The organism is Microbispora sp. CSR-4 (assembly GCF_008033685.1).
Taxonomy (GTDB): Bacteria; Actinomycetota; Actinomycetes; order Streptosporangiales; family Streptosporangiaceae; genus Microbispora.
This window is the reverse complement of the sequence record NZ_VJVX01000064.1, coordinates 1-25,829: the sequence shown is the minus strand read 5'-3', so window position 1 is coordinate 25,829 and position 25,829 is coordinate 1. Positions and strand designations below refer to the sequence as shown.

General features: G+C 69.1%; 22 protein-coding genes. 7 read left to right on the top strand and 15 right to left on the bottom strand.

The features are described from left to right. Nucleotides 1-8: 8 nt before the first annotated feature. The 3 genes from FLV34_RS33545 to FLV34_RS33535 form a co-directional block, all read right to left on the bottom strand. Nucleotides 9-1,346: a sugar ABC transporter substrate-binding protein gene (locus FLV34_RS33545; protein ID WP_147945010.1), complete on the bottom strand. Its 1,338-nt coding sequence runs from the start codon at nucleotides 1,344-1,346 to the stop codon at nucleotides 9-11. Between the two features lie 30 nt (nucleotides 1,347-1,376). Next, nucleotides 1,377-2,186, bottom strand: coding sequence for a carbohydrate ABC transporter permease (locus FLV34_RS33540; protein ID WP_142651595.1), 810 nt, complete (start codon nucleotides 2,184-2,186; stop codon nucleotides 1,377-1,379). A 62-nt stretch (nucleotides 2,187-2,248) separates the two neighbouring features. Next, the gene (locus FLV34_RS33535) at nucleotides 2,249-3,190 is read right to left on the bottom strand and encodes a carbohydrate ABC transporter permease (RefSeq protein ID WP_222709714.1); all 942 of its coding nucleotides are present in this window, start codon (nucleotides 3,188-3,190) and stop codon (nucleotides 2,249-2,251) included. Nucleotides 3,191-3,371: 181 nt separating this feature from the next. Between FLV34_RS33535 and FLV34_RS33530 the strand changes: the two genes are divergently transcribed. Next, the gene (locus FLV34_RS33530) at nucleotides 3,372-4,076 is read left to right on the top strand and encodes a hypothetical protein (protein ID WP_222709713.1); all 705 of its coding nucleotides are present in this window, start codon (nucleotides 3,372-3,374) and stop codon (nucleotides 4,074-4,076) included. Here the strand turns inward: FLV34_RS33530 and FLV34_RS33525 are convergent. Then, nucleotides 4,036-5,079 (bottom strand): LacI family DNA-binding transcriptional regulator, encoded by a 1,044-nt coding sequence (locus tag FLV34_RS33525; protein WP_142651594.1) that lies wholly within the window; start codon nucleotides 5,077-5,079, stop codon nucleotides 4,036-4,038. The genes FLV34_RS33530 and FLV34_RS33525 overlap by 41 nt on opposite strands. 169 nt (nucleotides 5,080-5,248) lie before the next feature. On the opposite strand from FLV34_RS33525, the gene FLV34_RS33520 reads away from it, so the two are divergent. The 3 genes from FLV34_RS33520 (at nucleotide 5,249) to FLV34_RS33505 (ending at nucleotide 8,840) form a co-directional block, all read left to right on the top strand. Further along, nucleotides 5,249-6,874 carry a beta-xylosidase gene (locus tag FLV34_RS33520; RefSeq protein WP_147945009.1) on the top strand — a complete coding sequence of 542 codons (1,626 nt, stop codon included), beginning with the start codon at nucleotides 5,249-5,251 and terminating at the stop codon, nucleotides 6,872-6,874. Between the two features lie 155 nt (nucleotides 6,875-7,029). Further along, complete coding sequence (locus FLV34_RS33510; protein ID WP_147945008.1) at nucleotides 7,030-7,977, top strand: hypothetical protein; 948 nt, start codon at nucleotides 7,030-7,032, stop codon at nucleotides 7,975-7,977. A gap of 74 nt (nucleotides 7,978-8,051) precedes the next feature. Continuing rightward, entirely contained in the window at nucleotides 8,052-8,840 is a 789-nt protein-coding gene (locus tag FLV34_RS33505; protein WP_222709712.1) for a FadR/GntR family transcriptional regulator, read from the top strand. A gap of 110 nt (nucleotides 8,841-8,950) precedes the next feature. Here the strand turns inward: FLV34_RS33505 and FLV34_RS33500 are convergent, their stop codons facing one another. From FLV34_RS33500 to FLV34_RS33470, 7 genes are read right to left on the bottom strand one after another with little or no spacing between them, the layout of a single operon-like run. Further along, nucleotides 8,951-9,952: an aldo/keto reductase gene (locus FLV34_RS33500; protein WP_147945006.1), complete on the bottom strand. Its 1,002-nt coding sequence runs from the start codon at nucleotides 9,950-9,952 to the stop codon at nucleotides 8,951-8,953. After that, on the bottom strand, nucleotides 9,949-10,788 hold the full coding sequence (locus tag FLV34_RS33495) for an amidohydrolase (RefSeq protein ID WP_222709711.1): 840 nt from the start codon (nucleotides 10,786-10,788) through the stop codon (nucleotides 9,949-9,951). Before FLV34_RS33495 ends, FLV34_RS33500 begins: the two co-directional genes overlap by 4 nt. Then, nucleotides 10,785-11,150: an L-rhamnose mutarotase gene (locus FLV34_RS33490; protein ID WP_142651588.1), complete on the bottom strand. Its 366-nt coding sequence runs from the start codon at nucleotides 11,148-11,150 to the stop codon at nucleotides 10,785-10,787. The genes FLV34_RS33495 and FLV34_RS33490 overlap by 4 nt, the downstream gene beginning before the upstream one ends. Continuing rightward, nucleotides 11,147-12,331 carry a mandelate racemase/muconate lactonizing enzyme family protein gene (locus FLV34_RS33485; protein ID WP_147945004.1) on the bottom strand — a complete coding sequence of 395 codons (1,185 nt, stop codon included), beginning with the start codon at nucleotides 12,329-12,331 and terminating at the stop codon, nucleotides 11,147-11,149. Before FLV34_RS33485 ends, FLV34_RS33490 begins: the two co-directional genes overlap by 4 nt. Nucleotides 12,332-12,359: 28 nt before the next feature. Further along, nucleotides 12,360-13,271, bottom strand: a complete 912-nt coding sequence (locus tag FLV34_RS33480) for a carbohydrate ABC transporter permease (protein WP_142651586.1) — start codon at nucleotides 13,269-13,271, stop codon at nucleotides 12,360-12,362. Between the two features lie 4 nt (nucleotides 13,272-13,275). Continuing rightward, nucleotides 13,276-14,211: a carbohydrate ABC transporter permease gene (locus FLV34_RS33475; protein ID WP_147945003.1), complete on the bottom strand. Its 936-nt coding sequence runs from the start codon at nucleotides 14,209-14,211 to the stop codon at nucleotides 13,276-13,278. 1 nt (nucleotide 14,212) lies between these two features. Further along, nucleotides 14,213-15,403, bottom strand: a complete 1,191-nt coding sequence (locus FLV34_RS33470) for an ABC transporter substrate-binding protein (protein ID WP_222709710.1) — start codon at nucleotides 15,401-15,403, stop codon at nucleotides 14,213-14,215. A 331-nt stretch (nucleotides 15,404-15,734) separates the two neighbouring features. On the opposite strand from FLV34_RS33470, the gene FLV34_RS33465 reads away from it, so the two are divergent. Continuing rightward, nucleotides 15,735-16,763 (top strand): zinc-binding dehydrogenase, encoded by a 1,029-nt coding sequence (locus tag FLV34_RS33465; RefSeq protein WP_142651583.1) that lies wholly within the window; start codon nucleotides 15,735-15,737, stop codon nucleotides 16,761-16,763. Continuing rightward, nucleotides 16,760-17,545 (top strand): SDR family oxidoreductase, encoded by a 786-nt coding sequence (locus tag FLV34_RS33460; RefSeq protein WP_142651582.1) that lies wholly within the window; start codon nucleotides 16,760-16,762, stop codon nucleotides 17,543-17,545. The genes FLV34_RS33465 and FLV34_RS33460 overlap by 4 nt, the downstream gene beginning before the upstream one ends. 79 nt (nucleotides 17,546-17,624) lie before the next feature. On the opposite strand, the gene FLV34_RS33455 is transcribed toward FLV34_RS33460, so the two are convergent. Beyond that, a complete protein-coding gene (locus FLV34_RS33455; protein WP_222709709.1) occupies nucleotides 17,625-19,601 on the bottom strand; it encodes a right-handed parallel beta-helix repeat-containing protein in 1,977 nt (658 codons plus the stop codon). A 108-nt stretch (nucleotides 19,602-19,709) separates the two neighbouring features. Here FLV34_RS33455 and FLV34_RS33450 point away from each other — a divergent pair, with 108 nt between their 5' ends. Next, nucleotides 19,710-20,735, top strand: coding sequence for a sugar kinase (locus FLV34_RS33450; protein WP_168066513.1), 1,026 nt, complete (start codon nucleotides 19,710-19,712; stop codon nucleotides 20,733-20,735). A 6-nt stretch (nucleotides 20,736-20,741) separates the two neighbouring features. Here FLV34_RS33450 and FLV34_RS33445 read toward each other — a convergent pair whose 3' ends face one another. The 3 genes from FLV34_RS33445 to FLV34_RS33435 form a co-directional block, all read right to left on the bottom strand. Beyond that, on the bottom strand, nucleotides 20,742-22,550 hold the full coding sequence (locus FLV34_RS33445) for a lectin (RefSeq protein ID WP_147945001.1): 1,809 nt from the start codon (nucleotides 22,548-22,550) through the stop codon (nucleotides 20,742-20,744). A 115-nt stretch (nucleotides 22,551-22,665) separates the two neighbouring features. Beyond that, the gene (locus tag FLV34_RS33440; protein ID WP_147945000.1) at nucleotides 22,666-25,536 is read right to left on the bottom strand and encodes a lectin; all 2,871 of its coding nucleotides are present in this window, start codon (nucleotides 25,534-25,536) and stop codon (nucleotides 22,666-22,668) included. 187 nt (nucleotides 25,537-25,723) lie between these two features. Next, nucleotides 25,724-25,829 (bottom strand): RICIN domain-containing protein (locus FLV34_RS33435; RefSeq protein WP_147944999.1); only part of this gene is annotated, 106 nt, incomplete at its 5' end.

Genomic DNA, 25,829 nt, shown 5'->3' with positions numbered 1-25,829 from the left:
GTCAGACCTTACTTGATGGCGGCGTTGGCCTCGGTGGTGATCTTCTGGGCGGCGTCCTGCGGCGACAGCTGGCCCAGCCAGACCTGGTTGAAGATGTCGAGCGCCTTGACGTTGTAGACGTCGGCCGCCTCGGTCAGCGGGTAGCCCATCGTGGTGCCCTCGGCGGCCTTCTTGAAGCCGGTGACGTCGACGCCCTTGGCCTTCCAGGCGTCGGCGAAGACGTCGTTGAGCGAGGTGATGCCCGGCCAGACGGCGCCCGCCTCGGCGACGGCCTTCTGATGGCGTTCGGACGTCAGCCACTTGAGCAGCTCCCAGGCTTCCTTCGGGTGCTTGGTGCCGGCGTAGACGGCCTCGGTCAGGCCGTTGTAGACGCTGCCCTTGCCTGCCGGGCCCGCGGGGAGGTCGGCGACGCCGAAGCCGCCGTTGGGCAGTGCGGTGTCGAACGCGCGCAGCATCCAGCTTCCGTCCATCGCGGTGGCCGCCTCGCCGCGCCCGACCACCTGGTCGAGGGACGGCCCGTTGGGCGGGTTGGTGACCGTGGCGGGCACCGCGACGTGATACTTCAGCCGCAGATCCTGGACGAACTGGATGGCCTGCACGCAGGCCGGCTGGTCGATGGTCCACCGGCCCCACGGCTTGTCCTGGAGCGTGCAGCCGTTCTGCAGCGCGAAGTTCCACCAGTCCTGCTGACCGGTCGGGGCCTGCATGGCGAGGCCGTACTGCTTGACCTTCTTGGGGTCGAAGCCGGCCTCGTCAGGGTGCTTGCCGTTCTCGTCGACCGTGAGCTTCTGCAGCGTCTTGACGAAGGTGCCGCCGTCGTCGGGGTTCCAGGTGAGGCCGTCGAGGTCGGCGGGGGTGAGCCCGGCGTCCTTGAGCGCCTTGGTGCTGTAGAAGAGGCCGATGGTGTCCCAGTCCTTGGGCAGGCCGTAGACCTTGCCGTCGACCTTCCAGCCCTCGGCGAGCTTGGGATCATAGATCGAGGTGTCCACCTTGTCCTGAGCGATGAGCGGCGCCAGGTCGGTGAGCACGCCCTCCTTGCTGAACTTGGGGAAGTAGGAGACGTGGTCCCAGAACACGTCGGGGGCCGAGCGCCCGGCGAGCTGGGTCTGCAGCTTGCTCCAGTAGTCGTTCCAGTTGTTCAGCTCGATCTGCACCTTGATGGACGGGTGGGCCTTCTCGAACTCGCGGATCGACTGCTCGATCGGCGGCTTCTGCACCTCGTCCCACATGGCGTACCTGAGGGTGACGGCGCCGCCGGTGGAACCGGAGTCGTCCGCGCCGCCGCACGCGGCGAGGGACAGCAGGGCCGCCGTCACGACAGCAGATAAGGCGATTTTTCTGGACATATGGATATGCCCTTCTCTCTTGGGGGGTGGTTACTTCAGCCCGGTCAGGGCGATCGAACGGACGATGTGCCGCTGGAACAGCAGGAAGATCACGACGAGCGGCAGCAGTGCGAGGGCGGCGGCCGCCAGGATCAGGTGATATTGGGAGGAATACTGACCCTTCAGGGCCGAGATGCCGAGCGTGACCACCCGGGTGGCGTCGCCGTTCGTGACGATCAGCGGCCACAGCAGCGTGTTCCAGGTCGTGATGAACGTGATGGTCGCGAGGGTGGCCAGGATCGGCCGGCTCAGCGGAAGCAGCACCCGGACGAGCACGGTCAGCGTGCCCGCGCCGTCGATGCGCGCGGCCGACTCCAGGTCCCTCGGAATCGTGCGGAAGTACTGCCGCACCAGGAAGATCCCGTACGGCGTGCCGAAGGCGGTGGGCAGGATCAGCCCGAGATAGGTGTCGATCAGCCCGAACTCCCGCATGATCAGGAAGAGCGGGACCAGGGTGACGATCTGCGGCACCATCATCGTCGCGAGGTAGCCCCAGAACAGCGCGTCGCGCCCGGGGAACGACATCCGGCCGAAGGCATAGGCGGCCATCGTGCTGAAGACGACCTGGCCGACTGTCACGGCCCCGGCGTAGACCAGCGAGTGCAGCAGGAACCCGGCCATGTCGTACTCCGACCAGACCTGCGCGAAGTTGTCGAACGTGAGGGGGAAGGCGGGCTCCCAGGCGGGGGTGGTGAGCACCTGCGCGGGTTCCTTGAACGCCGAGTTCAGCGTCATCAGGTAGGGCGCGACCGAGATCACGGCGCCCGCGAGGAGCGCCGAATACAGAGCGACCCTCTTCATCTCTTCATCCGGTCCTCTTCATGGGGGGTCCTCTTCATGGAGGTCGGCTTCATCGGGGATCGTCAGGAGAAGTCGTAGACGGTGCGCTTGCGGAAGTAGAGGAACTGCGCCGCGGTGACCAGCAGGATCAGCGCGAACAGCACCATCGCCAGCGCCGAGGCGTAGCCGGACCGGAAGAGCTGGAACCCCTGCTGGTAGATGTGGAAGTTCAGCACGTCGGTGGCGCCGCCGGGGCCGCCCTGGGTCATCACGAAGACCGTGTCGAAGATCTGGAACGACCCGATCGTGTTCGTCACCAGCACGAAGAACATCGACGGCCGCAGCAGCGGCAGGGTGATCGTGAAGAACCGCTGCACCGGCGTGGTGCCGTCGATCGCCGCGGCCTCGTACAGCGTGTGCGGAATCGCCTGCAGCCCGGCCAGCAGGATGAGCATCGTGTAGCCCGTGTACTGCCAGACGTTCACCGAGGCGATCACCGGCATGGCCCACGCGGGATCGGTGAGCCAGTTGGGGCCGTCGATCCCCACCATGCCGAGCACCTGGTTGACCACGCCGTATCTGGGGTCGAACACCCAGGACCAGATGATGCCGAGCGCCACCGGCATGGCCATCCAGGGCAGCACGAAGACCACCCGGAGCACCTTGCCGCCGCGCATCCGCCGGTTCAGCGCGAGTGCCAGCAGCAGCGCCAGCACGGTCTGCGCCGGGATGTTGAGCACCACGTAGTAGATCGTGTTGAGCACGGCCCGCCACACCTCGGAATCGGCGGCGAGCCCGCGATAGTTGTCCAGCCCGACGAACGACGGCGCGCCCATCAGGTTCCAGTCGAACAGGCTCAGCGCCGCCACGCCGAAGATGGGCGCCACCAGGAAGAGCAGGAAACCGGCGAGGCTCGGTGCGAGCAGGGCGTACGCCTCGGCGACGGTGCGGACCCGCATCGCGAGCCGGCGCTCCGCCCTGCGGTGGCCCGGCACGGGCCGGTCGTAAGGTATGTTATCGATCACATTCTTTCTCCATATGCCACCAGGGAACCGGAGGCTTCCGGTGATGCAGAGAAGAGTTACCGATAACATCTGGAACGTCAAGTGCCCGGCGATCGGGAAAACCGGGCGATCGAGGGAGACTCGACGGCCGAAGGTAATCGCCGTCGCCGAGCGCCTGCTTGAGGAGGCCAGGAGCCTCGGCGTGCTGCCGGCGAGCATGGTGATGCGCGACGCCCTCGACGGTGGCGAGCTGACCCGCCTCGACCTGGCCGACCTGGAGCGCACGTACAGTTACCCGTACATGGTCATCCACCGCAGCGACCTGCACGGCATCTTCCTGCGTGCCTGCCGGCGCGCGGGAGTCGGCCTGGTGACCGACGCCCGCGTCACCGGCTACGAGAACACCGCATCGGGCGCCCGGGTGCGGCTGGCGGACGGCCGGACCGACGAGGCGCGGATCGTCATCGCCGCCGACGGCCTGCACTCGGTGGCGCGCCGCCTTCTGGTCGAGGACGAGCCGGTCAGCTCTTCCTATGTCGCCTACCGCGCCGCGGTGCCCATCGAGGAGGCCGGCCGCGATGTGGACCTTCGCGAGGTCTCGGTCCACGTCGGCCCGCGCTGCCACTTCGTCCAGTACGGCCTGCGCGGCGGCGAGATGCTCAACCAGGTCGCGGTCTTCGAATCCCCGAAGGCCCGCGCGGGCGTGGAGGAGTGGGGCACGCCCGACGATGTTCACCCCGATCCCCCTGGACTCGGTCGACGTCTTCGAGACGGCCGGCACCGTGGACGCGGGCGGGTTCGCGTAGGCCGTCCGGAATCCGAGCTCGCGCGGGTGCGGGCGCCCGCGCCGCCCGCACCCGCGCGGATCAGGACGACGGGACGGGGCCCGTCGAGTCGCGGACGTTGAGGGTCGTCGCGAGCTGGAGGTGCCGGGAGGCGGGCTGGACGCCGTCCGCCATGCCGAGGACGGTCTCGACGGCCATCCGGCCCATGCCGACGAGAGGCTGCCGTACGGACGTCAGCCGGGGCGTGGTCCACTCGGTCTGCGGCGTGTCGTCGAACCCGGTGACCGACAGCTCGCCGGGGACGGCGATGTCCAGCTCCTTGGCCGCGGCGAGGACGCCGACGGCGATCTCGTCGTTGCCCGCGACGAGGGCGGTCGGCCGGTCGCCGTGCGAGAGGACCTCGCGGCCGTGCCGGAGCCCCGCCTCGACCGAGAACGCCTCGTGGCGGATCAGCGCGCGGTCCGGCGTGATCCCGGCCGAGTCGAGCGCCGCCTGATATCCGTGGAAGCGCTCCGCCGAGGGCGCGGAGCCCGCCGGGCCGCCGATCCAGGCGATCCTGCGATGGCCGAGCCTGATGACGTGCTCGGTCGCCGAGCGCCCGCCCGCCCAGTTGGTGGAGCCGATGCTGACGACCCGTGATTCGGTCGTGTCGATCGGGTCGATGGTGACGACGGGCACGTCGAGGTCCTCCGCGGCTACGAGCACCGCGTCGGGCACCGCGACGGCGAGCGCGACGATGCCGGCGACCCCGGACGCCTTCTGCTCCTCCATCCAGGCGCGGGCCGCCGCGCGGTTCGTGCTGACCGGCGCCTCGGGCGGCAGGCGCAGCAGGAGCTCGGCCCGCGCCGAGGTCGCGGCCACGAGTATCCCCTGGAGCACCGTCCCGGCATAACGGGACTCCACGAAGTCGAGCATGGTGATGAGGGTCCGGCCGCGCGGCTGCTCGTGCCGCGCCGTCGTCGGCTTGTAGCCGATGTCGGCCATGACCCCGAGGACGAGCTCGCGCGTTTTCGCCCCCACGTCGCTGCGCCCGTTGAGCACCTTCGACGCGGTCGTCGGTGAGACACCGGCCAGACGGGCGACGTCCGCCAGAGTGGCTCGCTCGGAACGGCCTCGCCGTGCCATCGGGGGCTCCCTTCGGGCTGCGAAAATTTTTCGAAAACTATCACGTCCTTCGTTCGTCCGATGCTGCGGTCATTTCCCTTATCTGACCGTTGACACCGGACGGACGCGCCACCTACTGTCCGGGCAGCAACGAACACGTTGCGAAATATTTTCGGAAGAGAAGTGAGCCATGACAAGCGAGTCCCGGTTGGTGATCGACGGCACGCCGTGCGACGACGGTGCGTTCCCGCACGTGTGGAGCCGGTGCATCGGCGCCGGGCGGGCGAACGAGGCGCTGCGCGCGGACTGGCAGCGGCAGTTCGCCGAGGTCGTTGACGCCTGCGGAGTGCGGTACGTCCGTTTCCACGGCGTCTTCCACGACGACATGTTCGTCTACCGGGAGAGCTACGGCGGTGGTTTCGGCCCGGACTCGCCCCTTGATTCGCCCGTGTACACGTTCAGCTACGTGGACAAGGTGTTCGACTTCATCCTGGAGTGCGGCGCCCGTCCGTTCGTCGAGCTGGGCTTCATGCCGCGCGAGCTGGCGACGGAGACGGAGACGGTGTTCTGGTGGGGCGCACACTGCAGCCCGCCCAAGGACATGACGCGCTGGGTCGAGCTGGTGACGCGGACGGTCGAGCACTGGATCGACCGCTACGGCCTCGACGAGGTGCGGGAGTGGCGGTTCGAGGTGTGGAACGAGCCGAACCTGGTGCCGCACTTCTGGACCGGGACGAAGACCGAGTATTTCGAGCTGTACGAGCAGACCGCGACGGCCATCAAGAGAATCGACCCGTTGCTGAAGGTGGGTGGGCCCGCCACGAGCGTCTTCGTGCCCGACGACCGCTACAGGGGCGAGGTCGAGAACCGCGCCGCGACGCACGAGACGGCCGCGGCGGCCGACGTGGACGCGCTCGACTGGCGCCCGGTGTGGATCGAGGACTTCATCGCCTGGTGCGCGGAGCGCGGACTGCCGATCGACTTCATCTCGACGCACACCTATCCCACCGACTTCGCCTTCGCCTCCGACGGCGAGGCCGTGCACATCACCCGGTATGCCGACGCGACGTTCGACGACCTGACCCTGCTGCGCACGCTCGTGAGCGAGAGCGCCTACCCCGACGCGGAGATCCACGTCACGGAGTGGTCGACGTCGCCGTCGTCGCGGGACTTCATCCACGACACGCTGTTCGCGGCGACGTACATCACGCGGGCCTACCTGCGGTGCGCCACCCTCGCCGACTCGATCTCCTACTGGACCTTCACCGACGTGTTCGAGGAGGGCGGCGCCGGGATCGGGCCGTTCCACGGCGGATTCGGCCTGGTGAACGAGGCCGGCATCCACAAGCCCACGTTCCACGCGTTCGTGATGCTGGGACGGCTCGGCGACCGGCTGCTGCGCGCGACGTCCGAGGGGGTCGTGACGCGGGACAGCCGGACGTCGGCGGTGTCGGCGGTGTTCTTCAACTACCCGGAGGACATGGCCATGAGCGGCCTGCGGGCGCAGAACACGTACGCCGCGACGCGCGCGCTGGCCGAGATCGGGCCGAGCCGCAGGATCCGGCACTCCATCGAAGGGCTGGAGCCGGGCGCCACGTTCCTCGTCGAGATCCTGGACTGGGAGCACGGGAACGTCGCCGAGGCCTGGTATCGGCTCGGGTCTCCCCTCAACCCGTCCCGGGCCGAGAGCGAGCACCTGAGCCGGGTCGCCGACGCGCTCCGCAGGTTCACGCTGACCGTGCCGGAAACCGGTGTGCTCGATCTCGACGTCGAGCTCGCGCCGTGGGCGGTGATGTCACTGCGGCAGTCGGCATGACCGCACGAGGACCCGCACGAGGACCCGCACGAGGACCCGCACGAGGACCCGCACGAGGACCCGCACGAGGACCCGCACGAGGACCCGCACGAGGGCTTTCGCCCGGGCTTGACAGTCTCGGCGCGCCCACGTGAGCTTGGGGCGGGAGGCGGCTTGTGACGAGGCGGACAGCGGCTGAGCACGGCGACGAGGTCACGGCGCCCGAGGGCGGGCGTTTCCTCTACTCGATATGCCGGTGGACCACCGCGGTGATCCTGCTGCAGTACGGCTTCGCCAAGCTCTTCGGCGCCCAGTTCACCGTGCTCGACTCCGAGCTCGACAAGCCCATGGGCGCGGTGAGCGGATTCTGGCTGACCTGGTACTACTTCGGTTACTCGCCGATCTTCGGCAATCTGATCGCACTCTTGCAGATCGGCTTGGGCATGGCGCTGGCGTTCCGTCGCACCACGCTGCTCGGTGCCGCGGGCGCCGCGCCGCTGCTCGCCGGGATCACCGTGCTCGACATCGCCTACGGGATCGCCTTCGACGCCCTGCTCGTCGCCCTGATCGGGGCCGGCTGCGCGAGCTGTCTGTTGTGGAAGCACCGTCGTGAACTGGTTGCGGTGTTCTGGAACGACCAGAACCGGATCGCGCCCCGTTCACGACGCGTACGCCCTCGGTGGGCGCACACTGTGCTCGTGACGCTCCTGCTCGCGGTGCCGGCTTCGTGCTCGTACTACGTCGCCAACTACAACAACCGGGCGCCCACGCCGCTCGACGGCACATGGAACGTGACGGCGGGCACCTTCCGGCCCCCTGGCCTTCCCGGTCCGGCCGAGCGCGTCTACTTCGAGCACAACCGCGCCTACCAGGTCGTCCTGCGGAGCGGACAGACGTGGCAGACCCACCACTTCGAGGTCGATCCGGCCACCGCCACGATCAGGATCTGGCGAACGTGGCTCAGCAAGGACGAAGAGCTGCTGTCCGGACGGTACGACCTCATCGATGACCGGCTGGTGGTCACCGCCTCGGATCTGACCTCCGGACGATCGTTGCTCTGGGAACTGCGCCGTGTGCCTCCCGAGCGGGTCCGCGGCGGCCTTGGCCCAGGTGGCGGAGAGTGATAACGGTTACATCATATGAATTACATATGCGCAGGCACGTATACTGGGCTGGTGATGATCCTCCTGGAGGCCCTGTGACTGCCACCCCTCAATCCGGTCTGACCGGGAGCGCCTCCCGTGCCTTGGAGCCGCCCAGCTACAAGCGACCCCGGCGCCTTGGTGACACCGTTGTCACCTACCTGATCGACCGCATCGTGTCGGGGGCCTATCCCGTCGACACCGTACTTCCGACCGAGCCCGAGCTGTGCCAGGAGTTCGGCGTCTCCCGCACCGTGGTGCGCGAGTCGATCAAGCTTCTGGAGGCGAAGGGCCTGGTCAAGGCCACACCGGGCCGGGGGACACGGGTCCTCGAACCCATCGGCTGGAACCTGCTGGACCCCCTCGTCCTGGAGGCGCAGATCCGGCACGACAGCACCCTGTCCATCCTCGACGACCTCATCAACGTCCGGGCGGCGCTCGAGTGCGACATGGCGGCGCAGTGCGCCCGCGTGATCACACCGGCCCAGGCCGAGGAGCTGAAGAAGCAGGCGAACGTCCTCGCGGAAAGCGTGCACGACCCGGACCGCTACGGCAGGGAGGACGTCGCCTTCCATGAGCTGATCATGGTCTTCTCCGGCAACCGTCTCGGTCACGCGATCATCCACGGCATCCACGCCAAGGCGCGGCTGTCGAGCCGGTACAACGGCGAGCCCAGCAGGGCGGAGCACCTCCAGTCGCTCGCCGAGCACCGGCAGATCGAGGCCATGATCCTCCAGGGTGACGCGCAGGGGGCCGCGGCCGCGATGCGCGTACACATAGTGGGGTCGTGGGCCAGGCGCCGGCCCGGCGTGCGCGGAGCGATGGGCCAGGAAGCCGGCTCCTGACAGGGCCGCCCCCGTGACGCCTGCGCAGCCGGCGTCACGGGGGCGGCTCATACCCCGTCCACGCCCGGACATGACCGGACAGAAGGGGCACGGGTTTCAGGGCGTGGGCATCACCGTTCGTGTGCCCGCACGGCCCCGGCCGGGATCAGGCCTTCGGCGATCAGGTCGTCCCAGAGCCCGGCGGGGATGTCGGTCTCGAACCGCCGGAGGTTCTCGTCCACCTCGTGCGGTGAGCGCATGCCGACGGCGATCGCGGAGACCGCTGGGTGCAGCAGGGGGAAGGCCAGCGCGGCGGCGGGAAGTTCGACGCCGTGACCCTCGCAGACCGTCGCGATGCGCTCGGCGCGCCCGATCACGTCCGCGCCGGGGGCACGGTACTCGTACGTCGAGCCGGGCGCGGGGCGGGCGGTGGACAGCAGGCCGGTGGCGAAGACGCCGACGGCCACCACGGCGACACCGAAGCGATGGGCCGGTGCGAGCACCGAGTCGAGCGCGGTGTGGTCGAGCAGCGAGTAGCGGTTCGCCAGCATGATCACATCGACGAGCCCGTCCTCGATGACCCTGGCGAGCCCAGCGGTGGAGTTCGTCCCGATGCCGATGGCCTTCACGACGCCGTCGGCCTTCAGCCGCGCCAGCGCCGCGAGTCCCTCCCCGGCCGCGCCTTCCCACGCCTGGTCGGGATCGTGCAGGTAGAGGATGTCCACCGACTCGAGCCCGAGGCGCTCCAGGCTTTCCCGGAGCGAGCGTTCGACGCCCGCCGCCGAGAAGTCCCACTGCCGGGTGAGGTCACCGGGGACGGCGAACCCGTCGTCGTCCCACTCGCGGGGCCGCGGGTTGGGCACGATCAGGCGGCCGACCTTGGTGGACAGGACGAACTCGTCGCGAGGACGGCGGCGCAGCTCGGCGCCCATGCGGCGCTCGGAGAGCCCGAGGCCGTAGTGCGGCGCGGTGTCGAAATAGCGGATGCCGCGATCCCACGCCCGGCGCATCGTCTCGGCGGCCTCGTCGTCGGTCACGGGACGGGCCAGGTTGCCGAGCGGCGATCCGCCGAGGCCGAGGACGCCGTTCCTCGACCCCGCCCGCTTCAGCAGCTCCACGACCTGCGCCGTCATGTGCCGAGCCGATAGAAGGCCGACGCGGTGCCGGACGTCACGGCCTGGCGCTCCTCAGGGCTGAGCTCGCCGATCAGCTCGTCCACCGCTTCCCGCCACGCGACCGGGCCGCACCCCAGCTCGGCGAGCGGCCAGTCGGAGCCGTACATGAGCCGCTCCGGGCCGAACGCCTCCAGCGCCACGCCGACCGCCCGCCGCAGGCGGGCTCCGTCGCCGTGGCTCACCAGCCCGGCCAGCCCGGAGATCTTCGCGTAGGTGTTCGGCCGGGCGGCGAGCTCACGCAGGCCCGCCTCCCAGCCGTCGTCGTCGTCCGCTTCGGCGAGCCCGCCGAGGTGGTCGACGACGAAGCGCACGCCGGGATGCGCGGCCGCGACGGTCGCGGCCAGCGGCAGCTGCCACGACCGCACCACCAGGTCGAAGCCGAGGCCGGCGGCGGCCAGCCGGTCGAGCGCCGCTCCCACGTCGGGCCGCCCGAGCCAGCCGGGATCGGGGTCGACGTGGACCAGGTGACGGATGCCGACCAGCCTCCGGCGCGCCGCGGCGTCGAGCGCGCCCAGCTCGTCGAGCTGGGCCGCGACGTCGCCTGTGAGGTCGGCCCAGCCGACCACGCCCGCGACGCGCGGGCCCGGCTGCGTGAGCAGCCGCCTCGTCTCGGCGGCGCTGTTGATCGACTGCACGACGACGGCGACGTCCACGCCGGTCGAGTCGAGCATCCGCTCGAGGTCGCCGTGCGCGAAGTCTCTGTCGATCGCCGCCATCGTCACCGGGTCGATCCACGGCTGCGGATCGGTGGCCCGGTTCCAGAGGTGCACGTGCGCGTCGACGGAACGGATCACGACAGGTGCCATACTTCGTCGATGGGCTGCCACAGGGCGCCGGGATCGCGTTCCTCGGCGATGCGCACCTGGCAGGGGTCGGTGTGCGTCCACCACTCGCGCGACACGGGGTCCTCGGCGATGCGGGCCATGTCGGCGGCGTGGTCGTCGCCGACGTACTCGTAGTAGGCGAACAGCGTGTCGCCGAAAATGAAGATCGAGTAGTTCGTGACGTTCGCGTCGCGCAGGGTCTGCTCGACCTGCGGCCAGACGTTGCGGTGCAGCTCGAGGTACTCCTCGCGGCGCTCCGGCCGGACGCCGACGACGAAGGCGTGACGCTCGACGCGGGGCTGTGCGCCGTGCTCGCCGGTCCGCTCGCTCACGATCCCACCCGCTCTCCGGCGCGCACGCCGTGGTCGTCCTGATGGGAATCCGGGACGAGGCGCAGGCCGGCCCGCCTGGGGCGCACGTGGGGCCCGTCGATCGCGGCAGGCGGATCGGCGGCCCGCACGGCGATGATGTGCTCCTCGTCCACCCGGATGCCGATGCCCGGCTCGTCGCCGAGGACGATCCCGCCGTCCTCGTACTCCTGGTCGACGTGGAGTCCGATGGGGGCCGACAGGTCCTGGACCTCGAAGGCCAGGTGGTTCGGCACGGCCACGGCGGCGTGCGCGACCGGGTTGGCGTGGTAGGCCACCGGGCTCACCGGCAGGTCACGGCTGTGCGCGACCGCGGCCACCCGCAGGAAGTGCGTGATGCCCCACACGTTGCCCACCTGGACGATGTCGACGGCGTCGGCGTCCAGGAGCGGCCGATACTGCTCGAGACCGGTGAGGTTCTCGCCGGTCGCCACGCCGGCGCGGATGCCACGCCGGACCGACGCGAGCCCGGCCGCGTCCCATCGCCGCACCGGCTCCTCCACCCAGGCGAGGTCCACGGACCGCTCCAGCGAGGCGATGTAGCGCACGGCCTGCGAGCGGTTCCACGACTCGTTGGCGTCGAGCATGAGCGCGGGGTCGGCCGAGTTGCGCAAGAGGACGTCCCGCAGCGCCAGCAGCCGGCGCCGGTCGTGTTCGAGATTCCGGCCGCCCTTGAGCTTGGCGGCGCTGAAGCCCCGCTCCGCGAAGCGCTCGTAGAGGCGCACGAGGGCGTCGTCGTCCAGTGCGATGTCCAGCCCGGACGCGTAGCCCGGGACGAACCGGTCACGTCCGCCGAGAGTGCGCCACAGCGGCTCGCCGGCGGCCTTCGCCTTGAGGTCCCACAGCGCCATGTCGATCGCGCCGATCGCGCCGAAGGTGGCGCCGGAGTGGCCGGTCTTGAAGACCCGGTCGACCATCCGGTCGTAGAGCGAGGAGACGGCCCGCGGGTCCTCGCCCTCGACGGCGCCGAAGACGCGGTCGATATCGCCGTGTGCTCCGAGCCCGACACCCTCGATACCGCTGTCGGTCTCGAGGATCAGCACATGCACGTCGGTGCGCGGCTCGGGCATGACGCCGTTGGCGTCGCCGATCAGCCGGCCCCAGTCGTGCGCAGTGGTCAGGCTGCGATAGCCGGTGACCTTCACGGGTTCTCCTTTGTGACGGTAATGCGACTCACTCCTTGGTGCCCCCGGCCGTCATGCCGGCCACCAGGAAGCGTTGTGCGAAAAGAAAGACGATCAGCACCGGCAACACCGAGATGACGGTGGCGAGCGCGAGTGTGGGCAGCTGCACCGACTGGGCGCCGGCGGAGCTCGGGTTGAACGCCGGCGTCGAGGCGAGCAGGGAGGTCAGGCCGACCTGGATCGGATAGCCCTCGCTCGACGGCAGCATCACGAAGGGCAGGAAGAAGTTGTTCCAGTTCTGGACGAAGCTGAAGAACGCGACCAGGGCCACGATCGGCGCGGCCAGCGGCAGCGCGACCCTCGTGAACACCTGGAACTCACTGCATCCGTCCAGGCGCGCCGCCGCGAGCAGGTCACGGGGGATGCTGGTGGAGAAGTAGATGTAGGTGAGGTAGACGCCGAACGGGAAGAACGACATCGGCAGGATCACCGACAGCGGGCTGCCGATCAGCCCCACCACGTTGAGTTCGAGGAAGATCGGCAGCACCAGCGCGGTGTTCGGGATCAGCATGACGATCAGCGTCAGCACCAGGAGCAGCCGCCGGAACCGGAACTCCGTCAGCGCCATCGCATAACCCGCCGGGATGCTCGCGATGAGCGTGATGACGAGCGCACCTACCGCGTACAGCGCCGAGTTGCCCACCCACGAGGTCACCGCGCCGTCCTGGAAGGCGAACAGCTGCTTCCAGTTGGCGGCCAGGTCGCCGAGGCCGCCGGGCTGGAACGGGTTGTCGACGATGAGCGCGTGTGCCGACTTCGTCGTCGCCAGCAGCAGCCAGACGATAGGTATCACGAAGAACAGCACGAAGATCGCGACAACGACCGCGATGATCGTCCGTACGCTCCAGCCGCTGACACTGTTCCGTCGCCCCGCCGGGCGACCGATGTCGACTGTCGTCATGACCTCAGTCCTTCTCGAACAGGCCGCCGCGCGTCACGAAGACGGCCGACAGCGCGAGGGCGATGACGAGCAGCAGCAGGGAGATGGCCGCCGCTCCGTTGAAGTCGTTCTGCTGGAACGCGTACTGGTAGGCGAGCTGGTTGAGCGAGTAGTCGTTCGGCACGATCGCGTTGCTCGCCTGCGAGAGCAGCTGTGGCTCGACGAACAGCTGCGTGCCGGCGGCGAGCGACATGATGCCCATGTACGAGATCCACTTGCGCAGCATCGGCAGCTGGATGCGCCGGGCGATCTGCACGGCGGTCGCTCCGTCGATGCGGGCGGCCTCGATCACGTCGGGGCTGATGTTGTTCAGCGCGCCGTACATGATGACGATCCAGCCGCCCGCGCCGGTCCAGAACGCGATGATGGCGAACACCGGAGGGAGGTTCGCCGGCACGATCACCTGCACGAAGCTGGAGAATCCCAGCAGACGCAGCAGGCCGCTGACCGGGCTGGCGGTCGGGTCGAGCACGAACAGCCACAGCATCACGCTCGACGCGCCCGCCAGAGCGCCCGGCAGGTAGAAGACGAACCTGAGCGTCCGGCTCAGCCACCGCACCCGGACCGCGTGCACGACGACAGCCAGGAACGAGACCAGCACCACCAGGGCCACCAGCCAGATCACCAGGTAGAGCGCGACATGCGCGACGGCGGGCAGGAAGCGGAAGTCGCTCACGACCTTGGTGAAGTTGGCGATTCCCGCGAAGCCGCCCTCGCTGTCGGTGAACGCGAGGAAGACCGCGTAGAGGGCGGGCAGGACCCCGAACGCGATCCCCAGCGCTGTGTAGGGAGCGACGAAGCCGTAGCTCATCGCGCTCCGCCCGCCGGCGTCGCTCCTTTCGCCCTGCCCTCCGCGCGGTGCCGTCGTGGCCGACGGGCCGGTCTCGTTCATGACTGTCATGTCACTTGACCGTATAGCCGTTGACCTGCGCCTGGTTCTTGATCGCGGTCTCCCATTCGGGGAGCATGTCGACCAGGTTCTTGCCGCTCGCGATCGCAGGAGTCATCGTCTTCGCCCAGATGGCCTCCTGGCTGAAGACGCCGGAGCCCCACCCGTTCCAGATCTGCGACCCGGCCGTGAGCAGAGCCTGCAGGTCGGTCGCGTAGTAGCCGCTCGACTCCTGCTTCTTGAGCCACTTCTCGGCGGCCGGCGCGTAGGCCGGGTAACCGGGGGCGACGTTCACCTGGTAGTCGTCGGCCGTCGTGACGAACTCGACGAACTTCTCGGCCGCCTTGAGGTTCTTGGAATGGCTGCTGATGAACCAGGTGCCGCCGCCGACGTTGCCGGTCGCGGGGGTGTCGCCCTGCCACGTCAACGGCGCCGCGACGCCGAGCTGACCCGCGGGGACGTTGAGCGACTGCGGATTGTTGAAGATGGCTCCCGCGTACCAGGCCGGCCCGGGCATCAGGAGCACCTTACCGGTGTACTTCTTCACGAACTCGGGCGTGAACACGCTCAGGTTGGGCGTGGTGCCGTTCTTGATCAGAACGTCGAGCATCGACGCGACGCGCTTGCACTCCGGGGTGCCGGTGCTGACCGACACGGACTTGGGGCCGGTGATGTCGTTCGCCTGGCACTTGCCGCTCCAGAAGTAGATCTCCGAGGCGAACGAGTCTCCGACGGCGCCGACGATGTAGCCGGGGTGCTCCTTGGCCACCTTCTCGCCGAGCGCCTGGTACTCCTCCCAGGTCGTGGGGAGGGTGTAGCCGAACTTGTCGAGCAGGTCCTTGTTGTACCAGAGCACGACCTGGGCGAGGTCGTTGCGCAGGCAGTAGACCTTGCCCTCGACCGTGCACGGGTCGAGCGAACCCGGGGTGAAGGAGTCGAGAGTGGTCTTCGGGACGAGCCCGCCGTTGAGCACGGCCGCGAACGCCTGCTTGCCGTTGCTCTTCTGGCTCGCCCACGCCGCGTCGTTGTTCTGCGTCGAGAACACGACGTCGGGCCAGCCGCTGCCGGCCCGGTCGAAGAGCTGCACCTTCGTACGGAACGAGTTGGAGCCGTTCGCCGAGCCGTCATAGGTGACGACGTCGATCTTGACGTCCGGGTTGGCCTTCTTGAAGGCGTCGGCCGCGCTCACCCTGTCGGAGTCCACCCATACAGTGATGGGGGCCTTGTCGTCCTGGGTGACCTGCGGAAAGCCGTAGGAACCGACCGAGGTGCCGCCATTGCCGCCACAACCGGCCAAGGTGAGAGCGATAGCCGATGCTCCGGCAACGCTGATCGCGCGCATCCATGGGCCCGTGCGTCCGGCTCGTGTGAAACGGAACATGTGCGAGTCCTTTTTGTCCTGTCTCCCACATCGGGGGGTGAGAGATGGTGATAAAAGTAACGGCATACGTATGATGTGCGCAAGGGTCGCCGCGGCCGGCGCCGGATCGGCGCCGGATCAGTGCGGTGCGGTGCGAAGGAGAGTGAGAACTCCCATGAAGGGTGCAGCTTATGTGGGCGGAGGCCGTCTGGAGACCGTCTCCGTGGACGTCGGGCCGCCGGGTCCCGGAGAACTTCAGATCGCCGTCGCCTACTGCGGACTGTGCGGGACCGATCTCCACATCGTGCACGGCGCCATGGACGCTCGCGTGCGCACGCCCCTCGTGTTCGGCCACGAGACGTCGGGCACCGTGGCGGCGGTCGGCGAGGGCGTGGAGGGCTGGAAGGTCGGCGACCCGCTGACCGTCATGCCGCTGGTCTGGGACGGCACCTGCGCGGCCTGCCTCGCAGGTCATCAGCACATCTGCCAGAACCTCGTGTTCGTCGGCATCGACTCCCCCGGAGGGCTGCAACAGCGGTGGAATGTGCCGGCGTCGATCGCCGTGCCGCTTCCCGCCGGCCTCGACCTGCGTACGGCGGCGCTCGTCGAGCCCGTCGCCGTCGCGGTGCACGACGTGCGGCGCTCCGGCCTCCAGGTCGGCGACCACGCGGTCGTGCTCGGCGGCGGTCCCATCGGCGTGCTCATCGCCACCGTCGCGCGCGACGCCGGCGCCCATGTCATGGTCGCCGAGGTGGACGCCTCCCGCCGGAGCCGCGTCGCCGAGCTCGGGTTCGAGGTGATCGACCCGACCTCGGCCGACCTGGCCGCCGAGGTCGGGCGCTGGACGAACGACGTCGGCGCCGATGTGGTGTTCGAGGTGTCGGGGGCGGCCGCCGCGGCCCGCTCCGCCACCGCGCTGGCGAAGGTGCGCGGGACGATCGTCGTGGTGGCCATCCACTCCGCCCCTCGCGAGCTGGACCTGCAGCGTGTGTTCTGGCGCGAGCTGCGGCTGCTGGGCGCCCGGGTGTACCAGCGATCGGACTTCGAGCGCGCCGTCGACCTGCTCGGCAGGGGCGTGATCCCCACGGAGGCCCTCATCTCCGGCGTCGTCCCGATCGAGGAGGTCGCCTCCGCGATCGACGACCTCTCGGCGGGCCGGGCGATGAAGATCCTCGTGGACGTCGCGGGGGAGGCCCGGGCATGAGCGAGCGGAGCGAGCGAACGGGTGGACACGCCGGACTGTTCGACCTGCACGGCCGTCTCGCCGTCGTGACCGGCGCCCGGCGGGGCATCGGCCGTGCCATGGCGGAGGCACTCGCCGCCGCCGGCGCGGACATCATCGGCGTGAGCGCGCAGTCGCGGCCCGACGACGAGGTCGCCGAGTCGATCCGCGCGCTCGGCCGGTCGTTCGAGAGCCGGGCGGTCGACTTCGCGGATCGTGACGCCGTCCTGGCGCTCGGCGCCGAACTCGCGGAACGGGCTCCCGACATCCTCGTCAACAACGCGGGCACGATCGAACGCGCGCCCGCCGCGGAGCATCCGCTCTCGTGGTGGGATCGGGTCATCGAGATCGACCTGTCGAGCCAGTTCGCCCTCACGCAGCTCGTCGCGCGCCCGATGCTGGAGCGCGGCTACGGAAAGATCGTGTTCACGGCGAGCATGCTGAGCTTCCAGGGCGGCATCAACGTGCCCGGATACACCGCCGCGAAGTCGGGGCTCGCGGGCCTCACCAAGGCTCTCGCCAACGAGTGGGCCGGGCGGGGCGTGAACGTCAACGCCATCGCGCCGGGCTACATCGCGACCGACAACACGGCGGCGCTCCGCGACGACCCCGAGCGGTCGCGGTCGATCCTGGAGCGGATCCCGGCCGGACGCTGGGGCCGCGGCGACGACCTCGCGGGAGCGGTGGTCTTCCTGAGCTCGGCGGCGTCCGACTATGTCTCCGGCGCCATCATCCCCGTGGACGGCGGATGGCTGGCGCGATGACGCGCTCGCCCGCGTAGGGCCCGCCCCAATAGAGAGGCGGGGAAGCCGTACGGCTTCCCCGCCTTCTGCCGTCCGGGAACTACTTGGTGACCCCCGGGAAGGTCCGCAGGGCGGGCTCGAGGCCGGCCTGCTCGATCACCCGCCGGGCCTCGGCGGGCCAGTCCGTGCCCGAGACCTGGACGTTGTCGATCAGCCGGTTGTTGTGCACGTCGGTGTCCGGCGTCTGCGTGATGCCCGAGTTGTACCAGTTGTTCTGCAGCACGTTGTCACTGGTGTTGTTGATCGTCCCGTAGGAGTTCGTGAACACCCAGACGCCGCAGTCCTGGATCACGTTGTTCTTCATCGTCACGTAGCGGGAGCCCTCGTCCAGGTAGAGGCCCACCGTCCGGTTGGTGTCGTAGACGTAGTTGCCGCTGAACACGGCGCCGGGGTTGGCCGACAGGTTGTACAGGCTGCCGCCGTCGTGGAAGACCTTCTTCACCCCGTGGATCAGGTTGCCGGTCACCTCGGTGTTCCTGAGGGTCGTCGGCGTGGTGTAGATCGGCTGGTACGCGTACAGGCCCCGGTTCTTGTAGTCCTGGCTGCCGCCCGCGTCGTTCGCGCCCCAGCCCCAGCCGGTGTCGATCCCGTCGTACGCGAGGTTGGAGACCTCGTTGTGCGCGATCACGGCGTGGTCCACGTAGGTGGTGAGGATGCCCGACATCTCCTTGTAGTCCTTCGCGACGTCGGTCACGAAGTTGTTGTCGATCGTGATGTCGCGCAGGGTCATCGCCGGGTCGCTCGGGTGGTGGGCGTCCGGCTGCACGCCGCCCGCGACGACCCCCGCGCCACCGAGATCGGTGAACAGGTTGTGGTGCACGGTCGCCTCGGTGACCCCGAGCCCGATCCCGGCTCCGTTCGCGTTGGCGTCCAGGCCGAGGCCCAGGCCCACCTGCCCGAGGTGGGCGAAGGTGTTGTCGGTGAACTTCACCCGGGTGGCCGCGGCCACCTGGACCGCCGCCGGCATCTGGTTCCAGCCGTTGCGCGCGCCCTCGAACAACGGGCAGCCCGACTGGCAGCTGCTCAGGTAGTCCGCGGGCTGCGGGTAGGCCTTCGGGATGAAGGCGCCGTTCTGCTGGTCGGCGTAGCCGATCGGCGAGCCGGGCGACAGCCAGGTCGAGTGCGAGAACTGGATGCCCGAGAAGGTCAGGTCGTGCACCGGCTTCGCGTAGCCGCCCGCGATCTGCACGAGCGACTCGAGGTAGGGGAGCACGAACGACGCGCCGTTCGGGTCCTCACCGGCGGTGGCGCGGTAGTAGAGCTTGCCGGCGGCCGGGTCCAGATACCACTGGCCCTCCTGCAGGAACGCGTAGGAGTTCTCGAGCAGCAACTGGCCCCCCGCGAACGGGCGCGCCAGCGTGTCGTATCCCCAGTTGTTGTTCTGCCATGCGGGCTGCTGCATGGTGACGGTCGTCCCGCTGATGCTCTGCACGGGGGCGTACCGGTCGGTGAAGGAGCCCTGGCTCTCCACCTCGATGCGGCTCTGGTCCGGCAGCGTCGCGAGGTAGTTCAGCGCGGGATTCTTGATCTCCATGCCGGATTCGGTGATCGTCACGTCGCTGCGGTTGATCTTGATGGCCGCGCGCGGCACCGCGGCGTCGTTCTTGTAGAGCTGCCGGCTGTCCTGCCCCTTGGGCACCGAGGCGACGAAGATGTTCTTGCCCGCGTCGTACGGCGTCCAGCCGGTCACGGCCCGGCCGCCCGAGATGATCGGGTGCGCGCCCTTCGCGGCGGTCCAGGTCACCGGCTTGGCGCTGGTTCCCGAGTCGTCCGCGGTGAAACGCAGTGGCTCGTCGAGCCGGTAGGTCCCGTCCCTCAGCTCGACCGTCACGGCGCTTCCGGCCCGCGCCGACGCGCGTGCCATGGCCTGCGCCGCGGTCAGGGTGCGCAGCGGCTTGCCCGGCGTGCCCTGATTGTGATCATCCCCGTCCGGGGAGACGACGATGGTGGTGCGGCCGGGGTGGGGCGGCACGGCGAGCGCCGGCGCGGCGCCCCAGACGACGATGCCGGCGGTCACGACGGAGACGCTTCCGATGAGGGAGGCCAAATGGCGGTGTTTCACTTGTCTCGGGCTCCCTTGGTGCATGTGATGTAACACATAATAGGTATGATGAAACCCGCGATCATGGACGTTCGTCAAGAGGGGTGGTTCTCGGGCATGCGCGAACAACGGAGCGAAGGCCCCGTTAGCGGCGAACGCGTCCAGGTATCCACGCTGGGTGAGGCCATGGTGCGGCTGTCGCCCCCGGCAGGCGAGCGGCTGCGCGACTCCGGCTGGTTGCGGGTGCACGTCGGCGGCGCCGAGGCGAACGTCGCCGTCGCCCTGGCGTCGGTCGGCGTGTCCGCGCGCTGGACGGGGGCGCTGCCCGACTCGGTGCTCGGGCGCCGGGTCGCGGATTCGCTGTCGAGCGCCGGGGTCGTCCTCGACACCGTGCGGTGGACGGCGGGCGAGCGCCTCGGACTCTACTTCGCCGAGATCGGCTCCCCGCCCCGCCCGACGAGCGTCCTCTATGACAGGGCCGGCACCGTGTTCGGTTCGCTCCGCGCCGATGATCTCGACTGGGCCACCGTGTGCGAGGCCCGGATCATTCACCTCACCGGCATCACCGCCGCTCTCGCGCCGGGATCGGACGAGCTCGTGCTGCGCGCGGCGCGCGAGGGACACGAGCACGGCGCCCTGGTCGTCTACGACGTCAACTATCGATCGGCGCTGTCCTCGCCGGAGGCGGCCGCCGCGTTCGCCGCCGAAGTGGCACCCCACGTCGGCCTGCTGCTCTGCCGGGCCGAGGACGCGCGCGATCTCTTCGGCCTGACCGGCGATCCCGCGACGCTGGCGAACGAGCTGGCGAACAGGCTCGCGGTCGGCCGCGTCGTGGTGACGGCCGGGGCCGACGGCGCCGTCGCCCACTGGGACGGCGAGTCCTTCGCGGCCCCCGCACTGCCCACCGTCGCGGTCGACCGGATCGGCGCCGGGGACGCCTTCGCGGCCGGCGTGCTGTGGGGCGTGCTCGATGATTCCCCCGAGGACGCGCTCCGCAGGGGTACGGCGATGGCCTCCCTGGCCATGAGCGTCCAGGGAGACCAGTGCCGCTTCAGCGCGGAGGAGGTGCTTGAGCTCGCCCGGGGCACCGGGCGGGAGGTCCGCCGGTGATCCCGGTCAGACCCGGTTCCACTTCTGGTTGTTCTGTCCGTTGCACGTCCAGATCTGCACCTTGGTGCCGTTCGCCGTGCCGGCGCCGGACACATCCAGGCACTTGTTGGCGCCGACGGCCGTGATGGAGCCGTCGGAGTTGAGCCGCCACTTCTGGTTGTTCTGGCCGTTGCAGTCCCAGATGATCACGCTGGTGCCGTTCGCCGTGGCCGCGCCGTTGACGTCGAGGCACTTGTTGCCGTAGACGCGCAGCTCACCGGCGCTGGTGGAGGTCCACTTCTGGTTGTTCTGGCCGTTGCAGTCCCAGATCTGCACCGCGGCGCCGTTCGCCTGCGAGGCGCCGTTGACGTCCAGGCACCGCCCCGACGCCACACCTCTCAGCGCGCTCGTGCCCGCCGAAGGCGAAGGAGAAGGCGAAGGAGAAGGCGACGGGGAGGGGGAGGGGGATGGGGATGCGCCGGCGAGTTCCTTGATCCGGATGTTGCGGAACGACACCGTGTTGCCCGCCCCGTGGTTCTGGATGCCGATGTAGCCCTGCTGGAGCGAGCGGGCCGGATCGGTGTTGGTGAAATCGTTGATCTTGGTGCCGTTGAGGAACACCTGCAGCCGCTCACCCTCCACCAGCAGCTCGAACGTGTTCCACTGACCGGGCGGGTTCAGCGCCGCGTCGCGCGCGGTGATGTCCGCCGACTGGACCCCGTAGATCGCTCCCGTGGTCTTGTCCGCGGTGTCGGTCGCGTCGATCTGCACCTCATATCCGGTTTCGAGCGCCGTGTTCGGGTCGTTCGTGGGCGGGAACCCGACGATCACCCCCGAGTTGGAGTCGCCGGTCATCCTCCAGTCGAGCTTGAGGGAGTAGGAGTGGAACTCCTTGGCGCCGTAGTACAGCATCCCCATGCCGCCCTGGGAGGTCAGCGTGGCGTCGCTGTTGGTGAACGACCCCGGCCCGACCTGCGACCAGCCCGTCGTGGACCCGTTGTACAGCGCCGTGTACCCGGTCTCCGGGCGGCAGTCGGCGTTGACGGCCTTGGCCGCGTACCGGATCCCGCCCAGCAGCAGGGTGCGGAAGTTCGAGTCGGCGTACGACTCCTGGGTGTGTCCCAGCCCGGTGTAGAAGGCCCGGCCGGAGGACTGTGGGTGGCACCAGGTGATCGGGTGATCACCCATGCCGCCGCCGCTGTAGCTGCTCTCGTCCAGGCTCTGCAGCACCCGGACGTTCGGGCGGGGGTTGGAGCGGAAGCTGTACCACTCGTCCGTGCGCGACCAGGTCGTGCCCAGGTGAGAGGTAGCGGCGTGCGCCCGGTCCTCGTTCCGCACGGTGGCCTGCTGGATCGCCGGGTGGTTGTTGAACCAGGCCCCCATCAGCTGCCCGTAGTACGGCCAGCCGTACTCGGTGTCGGCGGCCGCGTGGACCCCCACGTAACCGCCTCCGCCGTCCACGTACGCCTGGAAGGCGGCCTGCTGACTGTCGTTCAGCACGTCACCGGTGGTGCTGAGGAACACCACCGCCTTGTACTGGGCGAGGTTGGACGTGGTGAAGGCGTTCGCGTCCTCGGTGGCGTCGACGGCGAAGTCGTTGGCGGCCCCCAGATCGCGGATGGTCTGGATGCCCTGGGGGATCGAGTCGTGCCGGAACGCCGCCGTCTTGGAGAACACCAGCACCTTGAAGGCGGCGGCGTGGGCGGGGATGGCGGGGGTCATCGCCGCGGCGGCGGCGAGCGCCACCGCGGTCACCGACAGGCGTCGCAGCACGGATGTCTTCCGGTCGCTCCCCGCGATGCGCCCGAGCGCGGCGGGGGTCAGATGTCGCAGCATGGCTGTCCTTCCGTCGCCGCCCGGCGCTGCCCCTTTCGACGATGAAAGAGGCATCGCGCCGGGCGGTCGCATCAATGGGTGACCGGCCTGGGGCCGGGGGTGGTGCCGGGTGGACTCAGACGTGGGTCCATTTCTGGTTGTTCTGGCCGTTGCAGGTCCAGATGATGACCTTGCTGCCGTTGCCGGTGGCGCCGCCGTTGACGTCGAGGCACTTGTTGGCGCCGACGGCGGTGATGGAGCCGTCGGAGTTGAACCGCCACTTCTGGTTGTTCTGGCCGTTGCAGTCCCAGATGATCACGCTGGTGCCGTCGGCCGTGGCCGCGCCGTTGACGTCGAGGCACTTGTTGCCGTAGACGCGCAGCTCACCGGCACTGGTGGAGGTCCACTGCTGGTTGGACTGCCCGTTGCAGTCCCAGACCTGTGCCAGCGCGCCGTTCGCCTGTGAGGCGCCGTTGACGTCCAGGCACCGCCCCGACGCCACGCCCTTGAGCGCGCTCGTGCTCCCCGACGGCGACGACGGAGAGGGGGAGGGAGACGGGGACGGAGACGGGGAGGACGACGTGCCGGTGCCGAAGGTGAAGGCGTCCAGATCGAACAGGTAACCCTGTCCTGTCGGGCCGCGGAAAACCAGGTAGAGCGTCGTCGTGCCGGACGGCACGTTGCCGAGGTTCGCCGAGACGTCGGTGAAGGTCTCCCAGCTGCCGGTGCTCGCGACGTTCGCCGTGCCCAGCAGCGTGCCCGTGACCGAGCCCGCCCGCACCTCGATCCGGCCGCCCGCACCGGCCGAGGAGACCCGGGCGGTGATCCTCGTCGCGCCGGCCAGGTTGTAGGGCTGGAAGGAGATCCAGTCGCCGTCGTCGGTGAAGCCGACCGTCTTGCCGCCCTCGGCGGCGGTGTGATCGGCTGTCTGGACACCCTGCTGCGCGGCGAAGTGCTCGGCCTGCCGGTGGCGCGGCTGGAGCGTACGGAGACTGGTGGAGGTCAGGCCGTCCTCGTCGGTGTAGGAGGCCTCGAAGACGCCGAAGATGTTGGCCGCCGAGTCGTGCTCGCCGTCCACCGGCACATTCAGCGAGCCGCTGCAGCCGCTCTTGGAGGTGATCTGGTGTGCGTGGCTGTCGTGACCGAGGAAGTAGGTGACGGTCACCTTCGAGCAGTCGATCGTGCCGTCCTCCGGGTCGCTCACGGTGACCTGGAAGGGCACGGTGTCTCCGAAGGAGAACAACTGCCCGTCGGCCGGGGTGGTCAGCGTCACCGTCGGGGCGGTGTTGCCGACGGTCACGATCACACTCGCGCTTCCGGTCAGCCCCTGCGGATCGCGGACGGTGAGGGTGGCGGTGTAGGTGCCGTTCGTCGTGTAGGTCTTGCTCGGGTTGGCGGCCGTGGAGGTCGTGCCGTCGCCGAAGCTCCACGAGTACGACAGCGTGCCGCCCTCGGGGTCGGAGCTGCCCGCGGAGGAGAAGTTCACGGTCAGCGGAGCCTGTCCCGAGGTCTTGTCGGCGGCGGCCTTGGCGATCGGGTTGCGGTTGGCCTTGCCGATGTACTCGATCCGGTACAGCGCCTGGTTGTTGTTTCCGGTGCCGTAGTCGAGCACGTACAGGGCGCCGTCGGGCCCGAACGCCATGTCCATCACCTGGGTGCCGCTCCACGGGAACGCGGAGATCTCCCCGTAGTTCCCGTCGCTCTTGACCTCGATGGCCTTGATCCAGCGGCGGCCGTACTCACCGGCGAAGAAGCGCCCGTCCAGCACCTGGGGGAACTTGACGGCCGAGTTCAGGTTCGGGTCGTAACGGTAGACCGGACCGCCCATCGGCGACTCGGAGCCGCTGCCGAACTCCGGTGGCGAGCCCGAGTCACCGGCGTACTTGATCCACGCCGGCTTGGCCGCCGGCAGCGTGGTCAGCCCGGTGTTGCGGAAGGAGTTGTTGGTCGGGCCACCCGCGCAGTTGTACTTCGGCCCGCTGCTGTTGGAGGCGAAGTCCCACTCGTTGTACGTCTCGCTCGTGGTGTTCGTGCCGGTGCAGTACGGCCAGCCGTAGAAGCCCGGGGCGGTGACGCGGTCGAACTCCACCTGGCCGCTCGGCCCTCGGCTGCTGTTGGTCACTCCCGCGTCGGGACCGTAGTCGCCCAGGTAGACGATGCCGGTCGCCTTGTCCACGCTCATCCGGAACGGGTTGCGGAAGCCCATCGCGTAGATCTCCGGGCGGGTGTTCGCCGTGCCCGGCGGGAACATGTTGCCGCTGGGGATCGTGTAGCTGCCGTCCGGCTGCGGCTTGATCCGCAGGAGCTTGCCGCGCAGGTCGTTGGAGTTGGCCGCCGTGCGCTGGGCGTCGTACTGCGGGTTGCGGTTGGTCCGCTCGTCGAGCGGGGAGTAGCCGCTCGACTCGAACGGGTTGCTGTCGTCGCCGGTCGTCAGATAAAGGTTGCCGGCGGCGTCGAAGTCGATGTCGCCGCCCACGTGACAGCACATCCCGCGGTCGTTCGGCACCTCCAGCACGACCTTCTCGCTGCTCATGTCGAGCGTGTCGTCGGACTTCAGGGTGAAGCGGGACAGGTTCAGGTGTCCCTTCCACTGGTCGAACTGCGACTGCGAACCGGTGCTGGGCGCGTCACCGCTCGGCGTGTTCAGCCGCGGCGAGTAGTAGAGCCAGACATAGCGGTTCGACGCGAAGTTCGGGTCGACCGCGACACCTTGAAGGCCCTCCTCGTCATGGGTGTAGACGCTGAGCCTGCCGGCCACCTTGGTGTTGCCGTTGACATCGGTGACGCGCACCGTGCCGTCACGGGCCGTGTGGATGACCGACCGGTTCGGCATCACGGCCAGCGACATCGCCTCACCCAGCTCGGAGCCGCCCGAGGCGAGCGACACCTGCTGGTAGTCGGAGGCGGGGATGGTCAGAGCGTCCGCCGGGGAGGCCGTGATCGCGAGGGCTCCTGGGGTGATCAGCGCCATCGTGGTCAGCATCGTGAGCCACGGACGTCGGGACATCGGTTTCCTTTCTCACAGGTCGATCGGTCAGGGCAGCAGCGCGCGCCGCCGCGCTGCTGCCGGGTCTTCGCGGGGTTTCTGCCGGGTTTCTGCCGGGATTTTTCGCCGAGGCGTCACGTGCGGCCGTCGCGGGACGAGGGATCACCCCGGCGACGGCACGTGCCCGGACGGTGTCAGGCTGGGGGTGTCAGACGCGGGTCCATTTCTGGTTGTTCTGGCCGTTGCAGGTCCAGATGATGACCTTGCTGCCGTTGGCGGTGCCGTTGTTGTAGACGTCGAGGCACTTGTCGGCG

Coding starts and splice junctions, on each gene's coding strand:
- FLV34_RS33545 (WP_147945010.1), bottom strand. CDS start 1,346: ATGTCCAGAAAAATCGCCTTATCTGCTGTCGTGACGGCGGCCCTGCTG.
- FLV34_RS33540 (WP_142651595.1), bottom strand. CDS start 2,186: ATGAAGAGGGTCGCTCTGTATTCGGCGCTCCTCGCGGGCGCCGTGATC.
- FLV34_RS33525 (WP_142651594.1), bottom strand. CDS start 5,079: ATGGCACGGCGAGGCCGTTCCGAGCGAGCCACTCTGGCGGACGTCGCC.
- FLV34_RS33520 (WP_147945009.1), top strand. CDS start 5,249: ATGACAAGCGAGTCCCGGTTGGTGATCGACGGCACGCCGTGCGACGAC.
- FLV34_RS33500 (WP_147945006.1), bottom strand. CDS start 9,952: ATGACGGCGCAGGTCGTGGAGCTGCTGAAGCGGGCGGGGTCGAGGAAC.
- FLV34_RS33480 (WP_142651586.1), bottom strand. CDS start 13,271: ATGACGACAGTCGACATCGGTCGCCCGGCGGGGCGACGGAACAGTGTC.
- FLV34_RS33475 (WP_147945003.1), bottom strand. CDS start 14,211: ATGACAGTCATGAACGAGACCGGCCCGTCGGCCACGACGGCACCGCGC.
- FLV34_RS33465 (WP_142651583.1), top strand. CDS start 15,735: ATGAAGGGTGCAGCTTATGTGGGCGGAGGCCGTCTGGAGACCGTCTCC.
- FLV34_RS33460 (WP_142651582.1), top strand. CDS start 16,760: ATGAGCGAGCGGAGCGAGCGAACGGGTGGACACGCCGGACTGTTCGAC.
- FLV34_RS33450 (WP_168066513.1), top strand. CDS start 19,710: ATGGACGTTCGTCAAGAGGGGTGGTTCTCGGGCATGCGCGAACAACGG.
- FLV34_RS33445 (WP_147945001.1), bottom strand. CDS start 22,550: ATGCTGCGACATCTGACCCCCGCCGCGCTCGGGCGCATCGCGGGGAGC.
- FLV34_RS33440 (WP_147945000.1), bottom strand. CDS start 25,536: ATGTCCCGACGTCCGTGGCTCACGATGCTGACCACGATGGCGCTGATC.